At 66.4% G+C, this 15,304-nt stretch carries 14 protein-coding genes; 8 read left to right on the forward strand and 6 right to left on the reverse strand.

Annotated elements, in window-relative coordinates:
* Window positions 1-46: 46 nt before the first annotated feature.
* The 4 genes from ACEF39_RS04070 (at window position 47) to ACEF39_RS04085 (ending at window position 4,992) form a co-directional block, all read left to right on the forward strand.
* Window positions 47-661: an RluA family pseudouridine synthase gene (locus tag ACEF39_RS04070; protein ID WP_500287044.1), complete on the forward strand. Its 615-nt coding sequence runs from the start codon at window positions 47-49 to the stop codon at window positions 659-661.
* A gap of 633 nt (window positions 662-1,294) precedes the next feature.
* Window positions 1,295-3,175: a propionate--CoA ligase gene (gene prpE / locus ACEF39_RS04075; RefSeq protein ID WP_500287045.1), complete on the forward strand. Its 1,881-nt coding sequence runs from the start codon at window positions 1,295-1,297 to the stop codon at window positions 3,173-3,175.
* 223 nt (window positions 3,176-3,398) lie between these two features.
* Window positions 3,399-3,902: a hypothetical protein gene (locus tag ACEF39_RS04080; protein WP_500287046.1), complete on the forward strand. Its 504-nt coding sequence runs from the start codon at window positions 3,399-3,401 to the stop codon at window positions 3,900-3,902.
* Between the two features lie 46 nt (window positions 3,903-3,948).
* Window positions 3,949-4,992, forward strand: coding sequence for a suppressor of fused domain protein (locus ACEF39_RS04085; protein ID WP_500287047.1), 1,044 nt, complete (start codon window positions 3,949-3,951; stop codon window positions 4,990-4,992).
* 65 nt (window positions 4,993-5,057) lie between these two features.
* Here the strand turns inward: ACEF39_RS04085 and ACEF39_RS04090 are convergent, their stop codons facing one another.
* From ACEF39_RS04090 to ACEF39_RS04110, 5 genes are all read right to left on the reverse strand, one after another.
* Window positions 5,058-5,669, reverse strand: a complete 612-nt coding sequence (locus ACEF39_RS04090; RefSeq protein ID WP_500287048.1) for a glutathione S-transferase N-terminal domain-containing protein — start codon at window positions 5,667-5,669, stop codon at window positions 5,058-5,060.
* Window positions 5,670-5,755: 86 nt separating this feature from the next.
* Complete coding sequence (locus ACEF39_RS04095; RefSeq protein WP_025878087.1) at window positions 5,756-6,214, reverse strand: cell wall hydrolase; 459 nt, start codon at window positions 6,212-6,214, stop codon at window positions 5,756-5,758.
* 299 nt (window positions 6,215-6,513) lie between these two features.
* Entirely contained in the window at window positions 6,514-8,544 is a 2,031-nt protein-coding gene (locus ACEF39_RS04100; RefSeq protein WP_500287049.1) for an oxidoreductase, read from the reverse strand.
* A 103-nt stretch (window positions 8,545-8,647) separates the two neighbouring features.
* Window positions 8,648-9,289: a membrane protein YczE gene (gene yczE, locus ACEF39_RS04105; protein ID WP_500287050.1), complete on the reverse strand. Its 642-nt coding sequence runs from the start codon at window positions 9,287-9,289 to the stop codon at window positions 8,648-8,650.
* 141 nt (window positions 9,290-9,430) lie between these two features.
* Complete coding sequence (locus ACEF39_RS04110) at window positions 9,431-10,450, reverse strand: zinc-binding alcohol dehydrogenase family protein (protein WP_500287051.1); 1,020 nt, start codon at window positions 10,448-10,450, stop codon at window positions 9,431-9,433.
* A 358-nt stretch (window positions 10,451-10,808) separates the two neighbouring features.
* Here ACEF39_RS04110 and ACEF39_RS04115 point away from each other — a divergent pair, with 358 nt between their 5' ends.
* The 4 genes from ACEF39_RS04115 to ACEF39_RS04130 all read left to right on the forward strand — a co-directional run bounded on the left by ACEF39_RS04115 (window position 10,809) and on the right by ACEF39_RS04130 (window position 13,875).
* Window positions 10,809-11,897: an OmpA family protein gene (locus tag ACEF39_RS04115; protein WP_500287052.1), complete on the forward strand. Its 1,089-nt coding sequence runs from the start codon at window positions 10,809-10,811 to the stop codon at window positions 11,895-11,897.
* Between the two features lie 217 nt (window positions 11,898-12,114).
* On the forward strand, window positions 12,115-12,621 hold the full coding sequence (locus ACEF39_RS04120) for a hypothetical protein (protein WP_500287053.1): 507 nt from the start codon (window positions 12,115-12,117) through the stop codon (window positions 12,619-12,621).
* Window positions 12,622-12,641: 20 nt separating this feature from the next.
* Complete coding sequence (locus tag ACEF39_RS04125; RefSeq protein ID WP_500287054.1) at window positions 12,642-13,451, forward strand: pseudouridine synthase; 810 nt, start codon at window positions 12,642-12,644, stop codon at window positions 13,449-13,451.
* An 85-nt stretch (window positions 13,452-13,536) separates the two neighbouring features.
* Entirely contained in the window at window positions 13,537-13,875 is a 339-nt protein-coding gene (locus ACEF39_RS04130; protein WP_500287055.1) for a hypothetical protein, read from the forward strand.
* Window positions 13,876-13,962: 87 nt separating this feature from the next.
* Here the strand turns inward: ACEF39_RS04130 and kbl are convergent, their stop codons facing one another.
* On the reverse strand, window positions 13,963-15,168 hold the full coding sequence (gene kbl / locus ACEF39_RS04135; protein ID WP_500287056.1) for a glycine C-acetyltransferase: 1,206 nt from the start codon (window positions 15,166-15,168) through the stop codon (window positions 13,963-13,965).
* Window positions 15,169-15,304 lie beyond the last annotated feature (136 nt).

A 15,304-nucleotide genomic window follows, 5' to 3' on the forward strand; every position in this document is an offset into this window, starting at 1 on the left:
GGAGGCTTCGGCTTCCCCGTTTTCGTATGGACCGCCTGGCAACGACATGATCCATCTGCACTACATCGACGACGCGCTGCTGGTGGCCGAGAAGCCTGCCGGCCTGCTGTCCGTGCCCGGCCGCTCGGCGGAGAACCAGGACTGCGTGGTCGCGAGGTTGCAGGCCGTGTACGCCGATGCGCTGACCGTGCATCGCCTGGACCAGGTCACTTCCGGCCTGCTGCTGCACGCGCGCGGCAAGGACATGCAGGTGGCGCTGTCGATGCAGTTCGAGAAGCGCCAGGTGGGCAAGCGTTATGAAGCCATCGTGCAGGGGCTGCTGGAAGATGATGCCGGTGAAGTGGACCTGCCGCTGATCGTCGACTGGCCGAACCGCCCGAAGCAGATGGTCGACCACGAACGCGGCAAGCCGGCACTGACCCGGTGGCGCGTGCTGTCGCGTGACATCGCGGCGCAACGCACGCGCGTTGAACTGGAACCGATCACGGGCCGCAGCCACCAGTTGCGCCTGCACATGGCCAGCCTCGGGCATCCCATCGTCGGCGATGTGCTGTACGGCGCAGACGCCGCGCAGCGCGTGCACCTGCATGCACGGGAGCTGCGGTTCAGCCATCCGCTGATGGGCGAGGCGCTCGCGTTCGAGTCTGCGACTCCGTTCTAGAGAGTAGGTGTATCGGCAGGGCTGCGCCCTGCACCTGCCGAAGCAACAGCAACAGCAACAGCGGCATTCCGTGGGTTGGCGGGGCGGTGTCGGATTGCGGGGACGCCGCAAGTACGTCCCTGTAGGCTTGGCAGCCGCATCCATGCGGCTGACACCCCGCAATCCGACACCGCCCCACCTTCGACAGATTTCCGATGACTGATCGTTCCGCTCCATATCCGGATGAATCTCCATCGGAATCGAATATTTCGACAATTGAACGAAGAGCATCCACGCATGGTGTGGATCTACGTGTCGACCAAGGTCGACAGCTACCAACAGCAGCCCAACAGCGGTGGGAAGTTGTCGGAGGCGGGGAGGGGGCAGATGGCGGGGGCGTGAGCGCCATGGATGGCGCGACCGAGCTTACATGGACGTACTTGCAGCGACCCCCGCCATCTGCCCCCTCCCCGCCAAACCCGGAATCTGCCGTTGCTGTTGCTTCGGCTGTTGCTGTTGCCGTTGCCGTCGCTCCGGCCTCTGCGGGTGCAGGGCGCAGCCCTGCCGGCAACACACCCCCTACCAAGGTAGGGCGGCCCGCGCGCCAGCGCCGGACTATGCTCGAACCATGACTTTGTCTGGGAGGGCTGCGTCATGAACTACGAGGAAACCTACCGCCGCTCGATCGACGAGCCGGAGGCATTCTGGGGCGAGGAAGCCAAGCGCATCCACTGGCACAAGCCACCGCAACAGGTGCTCGACTACAGCAACCCGCCGTTCCGGCGCTGGTTCGTGGGTGGCCAAACCAATCTCTGCTACAACGCCGTCGACCGGCATCTGGCCGACCGCCCGGACCAGCTCGCGCTGGTCGCCATCTCCACCGAAACCAACAGCACCCGCGAAATCACCTATCGCCAGCTGTATCGCGAAGTGAACGACTTCGCCGCCGTGCTGAAACATCTTGGTGTCGGCCACGGGGATCGCGTGGTGATCTACATGCCGAACATGGCCGAGGCCGTGTTCGCCATGCTTGCCTGTGCACGTATCGGTGCGGTGCACTCGGTGGTGTTCGGTGGCTTCGCCGCGCACAACCTCGCGCTGCGCATCGACGATGCCAAGCCGAAGCTGCTGATCGCCGCCGACGCCGGCATGCGTGGCGGCAAGCTCATTCCGTACAAGGCGATGGTCGATGCCGCCTGCGCCGAAGCCGGTAATCCGCCGCCGCACGTACTGATCGTTTCGCGCGGGCTGGACCCGGCCGAGCCACGCATCGAAGGGCGCGACGTCGAGTACGCCACCCTGCGTGCGCAGATCGGGCAGACCGATGTGCCGGTGCAATGGTTGGAATCGAGCGAGCCCAGCTACCTGCTGTACACCTCCGGCACCACCGGCAAGCCGAAGGGCGTGCAGCGCGATGTCGGTGGCTATGCGGTGGCGATGGCGCAGTCGATGCAGACCGTGTTCGACTGCAAGCCGGGACAGGTGATGTTCTCCACCTCCGATGTCGGCTGGGCCGTGGGCCATTCCTACAACGTGTATGGCCCGTTGATCGGCGGCTGCACCTCGCTGCTGTATGAAGGGCTGCCGACCAACCCTGATCCGGGTATCTGGTGGGCGCTGTGCGAGCAGTACAACGTACGCACGATGTTCTCTTCGCCGACGGCGATCCGCGTGCTGAAGAAGCACGATGCCGATTTCATCCACCGGCACGACCTGGATGCGCTGAAGTATCTGTTCCTGGCCGGCGAGCCGCTGGACGAACCGACCGCGCACTGGATCAGCGACGCGCTGGGCAAGCCGATCATCGACAACTACTGGCAGACCGAAACCGGTTGGCCGGCATTGACCCTGCTGCCCGGGCTGGACATGAAACCGGTGCGTTTCGGCTCACCGGGTTTCCCCAATCTCGGCTACCGGATGAAGGTGATCGACGAGAACACCGGTGAAGAAGTGGCTGCGGGGCAGAAGGGCGTGCTGGTGATGACGCCGCCGTTGCCGCCGGGCTGCATGAGCACGGTCTGGAATGACGACAGCCGCTTCCTGCAGAGCTACTTCAGTCACTTCAAGGAACTGCTGTACAGCTCGCTGGACTGGGCCATCCGCGATGACGATGGCTATACCTTCATCCTCGGCCGCACCGACGATGTGATCAACGTGGCCGGGCACCGTCTGGGCACGCGTGAGATCGAGGAGGCCATCTCCAGTCACCCGCGCGTGGCCGAGGCAGCGGTGATCGGGGTGAAGGACGAATTGAAGGGGCAGGTGCCGCTGGTGTTCGTCACCCTCAAGCAGGGGCTCGATGGCGAAGACCCGGCCGCAGTGGTGGCCGAGATGATGGCCACGGTGACCGCGTCGCTGGGTGCGGTGGCGCGACCGGCGCACATCCATGTGGTCAACGCGCTGCCCAAGACCCGTTCGGGCAAGCTGCTGCGTCGCTCGCTGCAGGCGTTGGCCGAGCAGCGCGACCCCGGCGACCTGTCGACGCTGGACGACCCGGGCGCGCTGGAAGAGATCCGCCGCGCGCTGGGACGCTGATCAAGGTAGTGCCGGCCGCTGGCTGGCACCCTCAGGATGGGTGGGGTTGCCGGCCAGCGGCCGGCACTACCCTCGCGGCTCGGGACATGCGCTAAGCTCCGCCTGTCATCGACCTGCAACACGCGGCACGCGCCGGGGAACGCGCGTGCCACCCGGGGATGGCGGACAGGGGGGCGTGCTCGCAAGGGCATGCACGCGTATCGCATCGAGGGAAGGGGGAGCTATGGCACTGCTGCATGCCAAGACGGCCGCTGGCCGCCAGGAAATCGAAGATCGTGCCCGTCGCCTGCCGGCGGCGCTGCGTTCGATCCTGTTGATGGTTGACGGTCAGCGCGATGAAAGCGAACTGCGCGGCTTGTTCGAAGGACTGCGCGCACCGCAGGATGCGCTGGAGCAATTGGCCGCACTCGGCCTGATCGAAGTGGTCGGCGGCAGGGCCGAACCTGCCCCGCAGCGCGGACTCTGCAGCGGCCGCGAGCAGGATCCGGCGCTGTACCAGCAGTTGTACGATGCGATGAGCGATGCCGTGCGCCGCCATCTCGGCCTGAAAGGCTACTTCATGCAGTTGAAGATCGAGCGCTGTACCGACGCGGTCACTCTGGAACGGCTGTGCCCGGAAATGATCGCCGCGATCGGCAAGGCGCGCAGCCCGGCGCTGGCACAGCGCTGGTGGCAGGAGATCCAGGTATCGCTGGCACCGATCACTGCCGAGGTCGTGTCCGGCTGACACGCGGGGTAAAGTGGTCCGCTCTTTTTCCGCCCAGGAGCCCCGCATGCAGAACGACACCGATACACCTGGTTGGGATGCGATCAATGCCGCGCTGGCGCCGCTGTACGCCGGCCAGGAGCCGCGTCACTTCGGTACCGCGCTGCCGTACACGCTGGGTGGCCAGGATCCGCTCGACGGCATCAGCGTGTACTGGGCGGAGGCACCGGTTCCGCATTGGCACTACGTCACCTATGGTCTCTCCGAACTGTATGCAAAAGAGAGCAGTGATGCGGCCACCAGTGGCTATGGTTTCGAGCTGACGTTCCGCCTGGTTGCGGACAAGGGGGAGGATGCAGGCAGCACGCCGCCTGCGTGGCCGATGAACCTGCTGCAGAATCTGGCGCGCTATGTGTTCAGCAGCGGCAATGTGTTCGAGGATGGCCACCACCTCAACGCCAATGGCCCGATCGCGCTGGAGACCGACACCCGTCTTTGCCACCTGGCGTTCGTTGCCGATCCGCAGTTGCCGGCGCGCGACACCGCCAATGGACATTTGCAGTTCCTGCAGGTGGTGGGGCTGACCGACGAGGAAATGGACGCGATCAAGCGCTGGTCCACGCGCGGTGTGCTGCAGGTGCTCGAGCCGGCGATGCCGCTGTGGATCACCGATCTGCAGCGCGGCAACCTGCTGGACGATCCGGCGCTGGCCGTGCAGGTGCAGGCCGGCAGCGAGCGTGAGGGATCCAGTACGGGCATGTTGTTCATCGAGACGCTGGACTGGCGGCAGACGGCGGGCATCACCACGCTGGTGCTGGGGGCGGGGCAGGTCGGCAGCGTGGGTGAACTGCTGCCACTGCGCGTGCGCCACGGCAAGTCACTGACGCTGGTCAGCCGCGAACGGCAATGGGAGTTCATGCCTGCCACCGATGGCGCCGCCGCGGTCGAGGGCGACAACGTGCGCTGGGCACTGGACGATGCGGCGTTGCAGGCCTGGCATGACGTGCGGCCAGAACGCGGAACCTACGCGGTGTCGAGCACGTTGCAGGTTGAAGTGGTGCCGACGTTCCTGCGCGATGCGAAGGGCGAAGTGATCCGCGAAATCGGCTGACAGCATCGATGGAGCCGATGGGGTCTGAGCCGTTCACGATGCGAACGGATCCGACCCCGGTTCCATCAGGCCAGGCCTTCGGCCTTCAGCACCGCCTGCACGCCCGGATCGGCGTCCATGCGCGCCTTGTAGGCGGCCAGGTTGTCCAGGCCCGACAGGTCGACCTTGGTGCCGGCCGCCCAGCGCAGGGTGATGTAGAAGTAGGGATCGGCGAAGCTGCGGAAACCGGCCAGCCACGGCTTGTCGGCCAGCTGCCTGTCGGCGGTCTCGAACAGCGCGCGCAGGCGCTTGTGTGCAGCGGCGCGGATCGCGTCGTACCGCCCTTCATCGGCGATGAACTTGCCCGGCGAGAACAGCGGCGAGAACGCCGGGTGCACGTCGGAGTTGACGAAGGCCAGCCAGCGGGTGGCTTCAGCGCGCTGGCGCGCGCTGCCATCGCCGCTGAGACCGGCCTGCGGGTAGCTGTCGGCGATGTAGCCCATGATCGCCGCGTTCTGCAGCAGCACGAAGTCGCCATCGACGACCGCCGGTACGGCGCCAGCCGGATTGATCTTGAGGAATTCCGGACCCTTCAGGGTGTCCTTGTTCAGCAGTTCGACCTCGAACGGCTGGCCGGTCCACTGCAGGGCGATGTGGTCGGCGGTGGAACAGGCACCGGGCTTGCTGTACAGCTTCATGGGAACTCCAGGCGGGGTGTGGCGGGAAACACCCACTATCCCAGAGCCCACCGGCGCGCAGCAACGCTGCTGCTGGCAACGGATCGTTACGACTGCCGGGGCTTGAGGTTCTGCACCTTGTAGAAGGTGTGATCGCCGATGGTGGCCACCTGGTAGGCGTTGCGCCAGTTCGGGCTGGCAATCGCCAGCGCAGCGAAGTGACTGGCGCCGGGCACGATCTCGCGGCGCTCGCCGGCCGGCAGCGCCCAGTTGCGCTCGGCGTCGAAGGCCACGTCCATCGCTTCACTCCAGGCTGCATCGTTGCCCAGCTGGGTGCCGGGGGAGACGATGGTGGGGGCGAACTGCTTGCGCGCGGTCACCACCTGGCACATCGAGTCGCCCCAGAGGCCGCTGTCGAGGCGACGCAGGGCGACCTCGGCCACGGCCTGCTGGCCACGCAGGGTCTGGTCGCGGGCTTCAAGGTAGACGGTGGTGCTCAAGCACAATGAATCAGCGGCCGGCTGCGGCAGCAACTGCGACAGCCAGAGAATCCAGGCCAGTTTCATATAACTCCTTGCTCCGTGTGGGACGCACCTGACGGTTCCGGCAGCGCAGGCTGCTGGAGGCGGGGTACGACTTGGCGTCATGGGGAGGCGGCCATCGGGGCTGCCCCGTGGGCGGCCCCAAGAACACGATCGTGGATCGATCGGCGGGGTCCGCACCGGCTCACCGGAAACTGGCTGGTGAGCGGAAAGATGGCGCAAGGTAGGGGGGCATTGCCGAACGCATCCTGAATCGTCCGGCTTGACATTCAGCTTGGGGGCCGGTGACGGAAATCACATTCCGACCCCCATTCAGGTGTTGATCAGAGCGCGGCGGCAACCCGGCTGCCCTGATCGATGGCACGTTTTGCATCGAGTTCGGCGGCCACATCGGCACCGCCGATCAGCTGTGCAGCGATGCCGGCTGCCTGTAGTTCGGCCTGCAGCGCGCGCTGCGGTTCCTGCCCGGCACAGATCACCACGTGGTCGACCGGCAGCAGCTGCTCGCTGCCCTCGACGCGGATGCGCAGGCCCGCATCGTCCACGCCCAGGTACTCGACCCCGCCCAGCATGCGCACGCCCTTGGCCTTCAGCGTGGCGCGATGGATCCAGCCGGTGGTCTTGCCCAGCCGCGCGCCGGGCTTGCCGGCGCTGCGCTGCAGCAGCCACAGCCTGCGCGGCGAGGCTTCCACGGCCGGCTGGGCCAGTGCGCCGCGGGCCTCGAAGGTGGCATCCACGCCCCATTCGGCCATCCAGCGCTGCGGGTCCAACGATGGAGAAGGGCCGTCATGGGCGAGGAACTCGCCGACATCGAAGCCGATGCCGCCGGCGCCGATGATGGCGGCGCTGGCACCGACCTCGACCCGGCCCAGCAGCACGTCCAGGTAGTTCACCACCTTGGCGTGGTCGGCACCGGGGAAGTCGACCTTGCGCGGCACGATGCCGGTGGCCAGCACGACCTCATCGAAACCGGCCAGGCTGGCGGCGTCGGCACGGGTGCCCAAGCGCAGCTGCACGCCGGTCTCGGCCAGCTTGTGGCGGAAGTAGCGCAGGGTCTCGTGGAATTCTTCCTTGCCGGGAATGCGCTTGGCCACGTTGAACTGGCCACCGATCTCCTCGCTGGCGTCGAACAGGGTGACGTGGTGGCCGCGTTCGGCAGCGACCGTGGCGCAGGCCAGGCCGGCCGGCCCTGCGCCGACCACGGCCACCCGCTTCGGTGCGGTGGTCGGGGTATAGACCAGCTCGGTCTCGTGGGCAGCGCGCGGGTTGACCAGGCAACTGGCCAGCTTGTTCTCGAACACCTGGTCCAGGCAGGCCTGGTTGCAGGCGATGCAGGTATTGATGGCCTCGGCACGGCCGGCGCGGGCCTTGTTCGGCCACTGCGGATCGGCCAGCAGCGGGCGTGCCAGCGACACCATGTCGGCCCCGCCATCGGCGAGGATGCGTTCGGCCACCTCGGGCATGTTGATGCGGTTGGTCGCCACCAGCGGCAACGTCACGTGTGGCTTGAGCTTGGCAGTGACCGCAGCGAACGCACCGCGCGGTACCGACGTGGCAATGGTCGGAATGCGCGCTTCATGCCAGCCGATGCCGGAATTGAGGATCGTCGCACCCGCGGCTTCGATGGCCTGGGCTTGCTGCACGATCTCTTCCCAGTTGCTGCCGTCTTCGACCAGGTCGACCAGCGACAGGCGGTAGATGATGATGAAATCCGGACCGCAGGCCTCGCGGATGCGACGCACGATCTCTACCGCGAAGCGCATGCGCTGCCCGGCATCACCGCCCCAGCGGTCGTTGCGCTTGTTGGTGCGCGGGGCGATGAACTCGTTGATGAGGTAGCCCTCCGAGCCCATCACTTCCACGCCGTCGTAGCCGGCCTCGCGGGCCAGCTTCGCGCTGCGTGCGTAGTCGGCGATGTGCCGCTCGACGCCGCTGGCCGACAAGGCGCGCGGGGTGAACGGATTGATCGGCGCCTTCAGCTTCGACGGCGCTACCGACAGCGGGTGATAGGCATAGCGCCCGGCGTGCAGCAGCTGCAGGCAGATCTTCGCGCCGTGCTGGTGCGCGGCGGTGGTCAGCTGCCGGTGCGGGCGCACTTCCCATGGCCAGGACAGCTTGCCGCCGAACGGCTTGAGCCAGCCGACCACGTTGGGAGCGAAGCCGCCGGTGACGATCAGGCCAACGCCGCCTTCGGCGCGCTCTGCGAAATAGGCGGCCAGGCGCGGGAAGTCGCGCGCGCGGTCTTCCAGGCCGGTGTGCATCGAACCCATCAGCACCCGGTTGCGCAACTGGGTGAAGCCCAGGTCCAGCGGGGCGAACAGGTGGGGGTAGGCGCTTTCGTTGGCTGGCGACATGTCGATACGCTTGCGTACGGAAGCGCGAAGGGTGCCGCGAAACGGCGCCCGGGGCAAGGGCTGGCTCGCGCTCGGTAGCGCCGGGCCATGCCCGGCGACGCGATCACCCCTGGCCGCGCTGCGCGCTCGCCGGGCGTGGCCCGGCGCTACCCGCCGGGCTTCGGCCGATCCCGAACCAGCCAAGCGTGACCCCGCACAGCGGCCCGATCAGCAGCGCGAAGGCGAGCGTGCCGACGCCGACATCACCGCCCAGCCACCAGCCCAGCAGCAGCACGCTGCCTTCGATCAGGCTCCGCACCTTCCAGATCGGCCATCCGGTGCGTGCGTGCAGCCCGGTCATCAGGCCATCGCGCGGGCCAGGGCCCAGCTTTGCGCCGATGTACAGGCCGGTGGCCAGCGCCACCAGCAGCATGCCGGCGCAGAACATCGCCACCTGCCAGCCCAGGCCGACGGCCGGGGGCAGCAGCCAAAGCCCGAACTGGGCCGAGGGGCCGATCAACATCACGTTGAGCACGGTGCCGACGCCGGGCTTCTGCCGCAGCGGCCACCACAGCAGCAGTACCAGCGCGCCGATCACGTTGGTGGCCAGGCCGAACGACAACGGGGTCTGCGCAGCGATGCCCTGCGACAGCACATCCCACGGCGCGACACCGATGGCGGCGCGGATCATCAGCGAGGCGCCGAAGCCATAGAGGAACAGGCCGATGATCAGTTGCAGCAGGCGCAGGGGCAGGGCGGTGGGCATGACAGGCTCAGGGCAAAGGGGGATCTGTTTCCACCCTATCCTCGAAACTGGCCATTCAATAGATACAGATGCCGGCCAATCCACCGTCACAGGCTGCGCCGGGCACAGCGTCGAGCCGTACCGGGGGCGCGTAACGGTGAATCAGTCGTCCCAGCCGGCCAGCGCCAGTTTGCCGATGGTGCGGCCGCCGGCCAGGCGCTGGTGGGCAGCTTCCAGGTTGGCCGCATTGATCGGCCCCAGCACCTCGCTCAGCGTGCCGCGCAACTGGCCTGCATCGATCATGCTGGCGGCGCGGTTGAGGATGCGGTGCTGCTCGATGCGGTCGGCGGTGGCAAAGCGCGCACGGGCGAACATGAATTCCCAATGGATGCCGATGCACTTGGCCTTGTAGGGATCGCCAATGTGCAGCGGGCCGCGCGGTTCGACGATCAGGCCGACATGTCCCTGTGGTGCCAGCAGCTGGCCCAGTTCGTCCCAGTAGTGGTCGGTGTCGGCCAGGTTGAGTGCCACCTGCACTTCGTTGATGCCTAGCGCCTGCAGCTGCGGCAGCAGGCGCTGGCGATGGTCGATGACATGCTGGGCGCCCATCCGCCGGCACCAGTCGATCGAGGCGTCACGCGAGGCGGTGGCAATGACCTCGAATCCGGCGTGATGGGCCAACTGGATCGCCATCGAGCCGACGCCGCCGGCACCGCCGATCACCAGCAGGCGCTGACCCGCGTGGCGGCGGTCATCAAGCTGCAGGGGCATGCGCTGGAACAGCAGTTCCCAGGCGGTCAGGGTGGTCAGTGGCAACGCGGCGGCTTCGGCGAAGTCGAGGGTGGTCGGTTTGCGCGCCACCAGTCGCTCATCCACCAGCTGATACTGCGCGTTGCAGCCGGGGCGGGTGACGTCTCCGGCGTAGTAGACCTCGTCACCGGAGGCGAACAGGCTGGCCTCCTCGCCCATGGCTTCGACCACGCCTGCCGCGTCCCAGCCGAGAATGCGGGGGGTATCCAGCGACTCAGCTGACGTACCTGCACGCAGCTTCCCATCCACGGGATTGACGGAAAGTGCTTCGACACGGATCAGCAGGTCACGGCCACGCGGCGGCGACGGCGGTGGCAGCACCAGGTCGCGCAGGGCAGGGGCGGATTCACGGCACAGGGCGACGGCTTTCATTGCGGCTCCAGCTCGGTTCCTGTCTGCATCATAAGGTTCCTCACCTCGATGGGTGCGCGCTGAACCGCTTTGCGATAACCAGCGGCAAAACTGTCGCATCTGGCTCTTAAACCCATCCAAACCCTTGTGGTGTGTGGGTCTTGCGGATTTTCATCATCCTGTATAGGGTTTCAACGTCGGACCGGTGGCCGCTCGTGCGCAGCGCTTCACATGTTACGGGACTGTTAACATGGCCTTCACCCGCCTGAGCATAATGTTCGCGGCGGTGGCGTGCTGAATCGGCTGTCTGAACATCGACGCAGTAGTGCTGGCCCATGCCTCTACCGGTTTCATACCCCCGAAATAGGAGCTGTACTCAATGAACAAGAAGATCCTTACTGCCGCGCTGCTGGGCGGTCTGGCTTTCGCCCAGGCTGCGTCGGCGCAGGAGTTCGATGACCGCTGGTACCTGACCGGTTCGGCCGGCTTCAACTTCCAGGATAACGACCGTCTGACCAACGACGCTCCGTTCGTGACCCTGGGTCTGGGCAAGTTCATCAGCCCGAACTGGTCGCTGGATGGTGAGCTGAACTACCAGAACCCGAACTTCGACGCCAACCAGGATCAGAACTGGTCGCAGTACGGCGTGTCGTTCGATCTGCGTCGCCACTTCATCAAGGAAGGCCGCGGCTGGAACCCCTACATCGTGGGCGGCCTGGGCTACCAGAAGTCTGAAGAAGAGTACGCCGCTGGCCCGAACGGCCCGGCCGACCGCAAGGACGGCAACCTGGCTGCCAAGCTCGGCGTCGGCCTGCAGACCACCTTCGACAAGCGCGTTGCTGTCCGCGCCGAAGTGGCCTACCGCGCTGACTTCGACGACCAGAGCATCGCTGCGCGCGACGAAAGCTGGTTCGGCGACGTGCTGGCTTCGGTCGGCGTCGTGATCCCGCTGGGCCCGGCCCCGGTGGCTGCTGCTCCGGCTCCGGCTCCGGTTGCCCCGAGCTGCGCCGACCTGGACGACGACGGTGACGGCGTCAACAACTGCGACGACAAGTGCCCGAACTCGCAGCCGGGTCAGACCATCGGTCCGGACGGTTGCCCGGTGCCGGTCTCGATCGACCTGAAGGGCGTGAACTTCGACTTCGACAAGTCGAACCTGCGTCCGGACGCTGTGGCCATCCTGAGCGAAGCCACCGAGATCCTGAAGCGTTACCCGGATCTGCGCGTTGAAGTTGCCGGTCACACCGATTCGAAGGGTACCGACGCTTACAACCAGAAGCTGTCGGAGCGCCGCGCCACCGCGGTGTACAACTACCTGACCACCAACGGCGTCGACGCTGGCCGTCTGGCCGGTCCGATCGGCTACGGCGAGAGCCGTCCGATTGCGCCGAACACCAACCCGGATGGTTCGGACAATCCGGAAGGTCGCGCCAAGAACCGTCGTACCGAGCTGAACGTCCAGAACTAAGTTCTGACGCTCTGCCAGTAAGACACAGCAGGACCCGGCTTCGGCCGGGTCTTGTTGTTTGTGCGGTCCGGAATGATGAATCAGCGCTTCAGTGGCGACCGTTTGTCGGCAATTTGCCTAGGAAACCAATGAGTTGGCGTATTCATTGAAAGTGGCGCTTGAAAGATGACGCGGCATTGCTAAACTCGCCGCGTCACTTCCTTTCGTGGATGTCCTCATGCTGCGCTCTGCATCGGCTGCCGTTCTGGCGCTGGCCCTGGTTCCTGCTGCTCACGCTGCGGTCGATTGCTCGGTCAACACCAGCGCTTCGCCGCTGCCGTTGCCGGCCACGGCCGTCGCCCCGGTGGCCGATGAGCTGTATATCCGCAGCAGCCAGTTGGGCATGGCCAGCGGCGTGCTGGGCAGCAGCTACGATCCGTCGCAGTCGCTGGACCAGGTGCTGCAGCGGTTGCGCATCGATGGCTGCCAGAACATCGCCAAGGCGATTCCGGGGGCGCCGGCGGTGAAGCCGAATGATCCGGCTGCCTACAAGCCGCAGACCGAATTCGACAACACGCCGTGGCGCTTCGACATGAGCCAGAACGGCAAGCGCATGACCGCCGAAGAGTTCGATGCCTGGATGAAGGCGCGCGGCGTACGCGTGGTCAAGGCACGCCCGGTTCCGGCAGTGACCCCGGCCGCAGCCGAAGTACCGGCTGAGACCAAGCCGGTCGACAAGAAGTAAGCGCGGCGGGGAGCAGAGGCTTGCGCACGCGCCGCCCACCTGCTGCCCCCGCTGCCCGCTCCCACGCTGCGCGTGGGCGTGCGAATCCCCCTGCGGTTTCCGCTGGCGTGCGCCATGGCCTGGCACGTGTGCTGTCCAAGGCCGGTGTGTGCTCGCGCAGCGAGGCCGCGCGCTGGATCGCCGATGGCCGCGTCCGCGTCGCCGGGCGCATCGTCCGTGATCCGGAATTCCCGATTGCCAGCCCGGCGCCGCCGATCGAGGTCGACGGCCAGCCGATGGGCGCACCGCAACGTCTGTACCTGATGCTCAACAAGCCGCGTGGGGTGGTTACCACCGTGCAGGATGAGCGTGGTCGCGACACCGTGTACCGCTGCTTCGATGGCGCCGGCCTGCCGTGGGTCGCGCCGGTCGGTCGCTTGGACAAGGCCAGTGAAGGCCTGTTGCTGTTCAGCAACGATCCGCAGTGGGCCGCGCGCCTGACCGATCCGGAGACCGGCCCGCAGAAGACCTACCACGTGCAGGTGGATCACCTGCCCGATGACGGCACCCTGGCCGCGCTGCGCGCCGGTGTCGAAGACGAGGGTGAGTTCCTCCTCGCCCTGGCCGTGCGCGTGCTGCGCAGCGGCGACAAGACTGCCTGGCTGGAGGTGGTCCTCGACGAGGGCCGCAACCGCCATATCCGTCGCCTGCTGGCGGCCTTCGACCTGCAGGTGTTGCGCCTGGTCCGGGTCGCGATCGGAGAGCTCACGCTCGGCGATCTCGGCAAGGGCCAGTGGCGGGCGCTGGAGGTCAGCGACCAGCAGCGGCTGGGGGCCGCTGCACCGGGCTGAGTGATGCCCACGGCCGGCGGTTGCCGGCCACCGTTCCAGGCGCAGGGGGCGCCTGGTTGTCGAATGTCCAGAACGGAGCCTGCCCATGTATCACCCGACCCTCAAGCAAACCCTGCGCTGCGCCGGCCTGTTGTTGCCGATTGTTATGTTGACGGCCTGTGGCGGCCACAAGAAAACGGCCAAGGCCGATCGCCCGGCCGAGACCCCGGTGGTTGAAGTGAAGACCCCGGAACTGGATGGCCGCGGCAGCTATCGCTTCATGATGAGCAACGGCGACCAGAAGATGACCGCCGACCAGTTCGATGCCTGGATGAAAGCCAATGGCATCCGCGTGGCCAAGGGCAATGGGCAGGATGCTGCCGCCAAGCCGGTGGTGGTCGCCAGCAAGGACGAGCCCAAGGACAAGAAGAAGAAGAAGAAGTAGCGCCGGGTGGGTGCCGACCTTGGTCGGCACGTCATCAGACTCCGGTAGGTGCCGACCTTGGTCGGCACGCTCCGACCCCGCCGGTGATCAGCCCTTGATCACGCCCAGCTCGACGCCGATGCGGGTGAACGCATCGATCGCGCGGTCCAGGTGCTCGCGGCTGTGCGCGGCGCTGATCTGGGTGCGGATGCGCGCCTGGCCCTTGGGTACCACCGGGAAGAAGAAGCCGATGGCGTAGATGCCTTCTTCCAGCAGGCGCTCGGCGAACTTCTGCGCCAGCGGTGCGTCGTACAACATCACCGGGCTGATCGGATGCACGCCGGGCTTCACGTCGAAGCCGGCAGCGGTCATCTTCTCGCGGAAGTAGGTGGTGTTCGCGGCCAGGGTGCTGCGCAGGTCATCGGCCGCGGCCAGCATTTCGAATGCCTTGATGCCGGCGGCGACCACGTGCGGCGGCAGCGAGTTGGAGAACAGGTACGGGCGCGAACGCTGGCGCAGCAGCTCGATCACTTCGGCGCTGGCGCAGGTGAAGCCACCCAGTGCGCCGCCCATGGCCTTGCCCAGGGTGCCGGTGATGATGTCGATCTTCTCCAGCACGCCCTTGACCTCGGCCGAGCCGCGGCCCGTCGCGCCGAGGAAGCCGGTGGCATGGCATTCGTCGATGTGCACCAGCGCGTTGTACTTCTTCGCCAGCGCGGTGATCTCGTCCAACGGCGCGATGAAACCGTCCATCGAGAACACGCCGTCGGTGGTGATCAGCTTGGTCCTGCAGCCGGCGGCATCAGCGGCCTGCAGCTGCGCCTCCAGGTCGGCCATGTCGCAGTTGGCGTAGCGGAAGCGCTTGGCCTTGCACAGGCGCACACCGTCGATGATCGAGGCATGGTTCAACGCATCGGAGATGATCGCGTCATTCTCGCCGAGCAGCGGCTCGAACAGGCCGCCGTTGGCGTCGAAGCAGGCCGCGTACAAGATCGTGTCCTGCTTGCCGAAGAAGTCGGCGATCTGCTTCTCCAGCTGCTTGTGCAGGTCCTGGGTGCCGCAGATGAAGCGTACCGATGCCATGCCGAAACCATGGCTGTCCAGCGCGTCCTTCGCGGCCTGGATCAGGTCAGGATGGTCGGCCAGGCCAAGGTAGTTGTTGGCACAGAAGTTCAGCACCTTGCGGCCGTCTTCCAGGGTGATCTCGGCGGACTGCGGGCTGGTGATGATCCGCTCGGACTTGAACAGGCCCTGGGCGCGGATGGCGTCCAGTTCCTCAGCGTAGTGGCGGGTCAGGGCGGAGGAGTCGGTCATGGCGTGGGCTCGGCTCAGCACGGGAAACCACTGATTCTACCGGGCATCGACGGCTGCGGACCGGGGCGTAGGGGGCACCGCCATGGCCGGCACATGTTGCATCGCAATAGCAAACGGGTTAAAAATTCGTGAACCG

Origin of the sequence: Stenotrophomonas indicatrix (assembly GCA_041545745.1) — a bacterium.
Taxonomy (GTDB): domain Bacteria; phylum Pseudomonadota; class Gammaproteobacteria; order Xanthomonadales; family Xanthomonadaceae; genus Stenotrophomonas; species Stenotrophomonas indicatrix_A.

What these genes read in the sequence shown, in the direction of transcription:
- ACEF39_RS04120 (WP_500287053.1), top strand. Translation starts at nt 12,115, where the DNA reads ATGCTGCGCTCTGCATCGGCTGCCGTTCTGGCGCTGGCCCTGGTTCCT.
- ACEF39_RS04090 (WP_500287048.1), bottom strand. Translation starts at nt 5,669, where the DNA reads ATGAAGCTGTACAGCAAGCCCGGTGCCTGTTCCACCGCCGACCACATC.
- ACEF39_RS04080 (WP_500287046.1), top strand. Translation starts at nt 3,399, where the DNA reads ATGGCACTGCTGCATGCCAAGACGGCCGCTGGCCGCCAGGAAATCGAA.
- ACEF39_RS04100 (WP_500287049.1), bottom strand. Translation starts at nt 8,544, where the DNA reads ATGTCGCCAGCCAACGAAAGCGCCTACCCCCACCTGTTCGCCCCGCTG.
- prpE (WP_500287045.1), top strand. Translation starts at nt 1,295, where the DNA reads ATGAACTACGAGGAAACCTACCGCCGCTCGATCGACGAGCCGGAGGCA.
- ACEF39_RS04095 (WP_025878087.1), bottom strand. Translation starts at nt 6,214, where the DNA reads ATGAAACTGGCCTGGATTCTCTGGCTGTCGCAGTTGCTGCCGCAGCCG.
- ACEF39_RS04130 (WP_500287055.1), top strand. Translation starts at nt 13,537, where the DNA reads ATGTATCACCCGACCCTCAAGCAAACCCTGCGCTGCGCCGGCCTGTTG.
- ACEF39_RS04115 (WP_500287052.1), top strand. Translation starts at nt 10,809, where the DNA reads ATGAACAAGAAGATCCTTACTGCCGCGCTGCTGGGCGGTCTGGCTTTC.
- yczE (WP_500287050.1), bottom strand. Translation starts at nt 9,289, where the DNA reads ATGCCCACCGCCCTGCCCCTGCGCCTGCTGCAACTGATCATCGGCCTG.
- ACEF39_RS04070 (WP_500287044.1), top strand. Translation starts at nt 47, where the DNA reads ATGATCCATCTGCACTACATCGACGACGCGCTGCTGGTGGCCGAGAAG.
- ACEF39_RS04085 (WP_500287047.1), top strand. Translation starts at nt 3,949, where the DNA reads ATGCAGAACGACACCGATACACCTGGTTGGGATGCGATCAATGCCGCG.
- kbl (WP_500287056.1), bottom strand. Translation starts at nt 15,168, where the DNA reads ATGACCGACTCCTCCGCCCTGACCCGCCACTACGCTGAGGAACTGGAC.
- ACEF39_RS04110 (WP_500287051.1), bottom strand. Translation starts at nt 10,450, where the DNA reads ATGAAAGCCGTCGCCCTGTGCCGTGAATCCGCCCCTGCCCTGCGCGAC.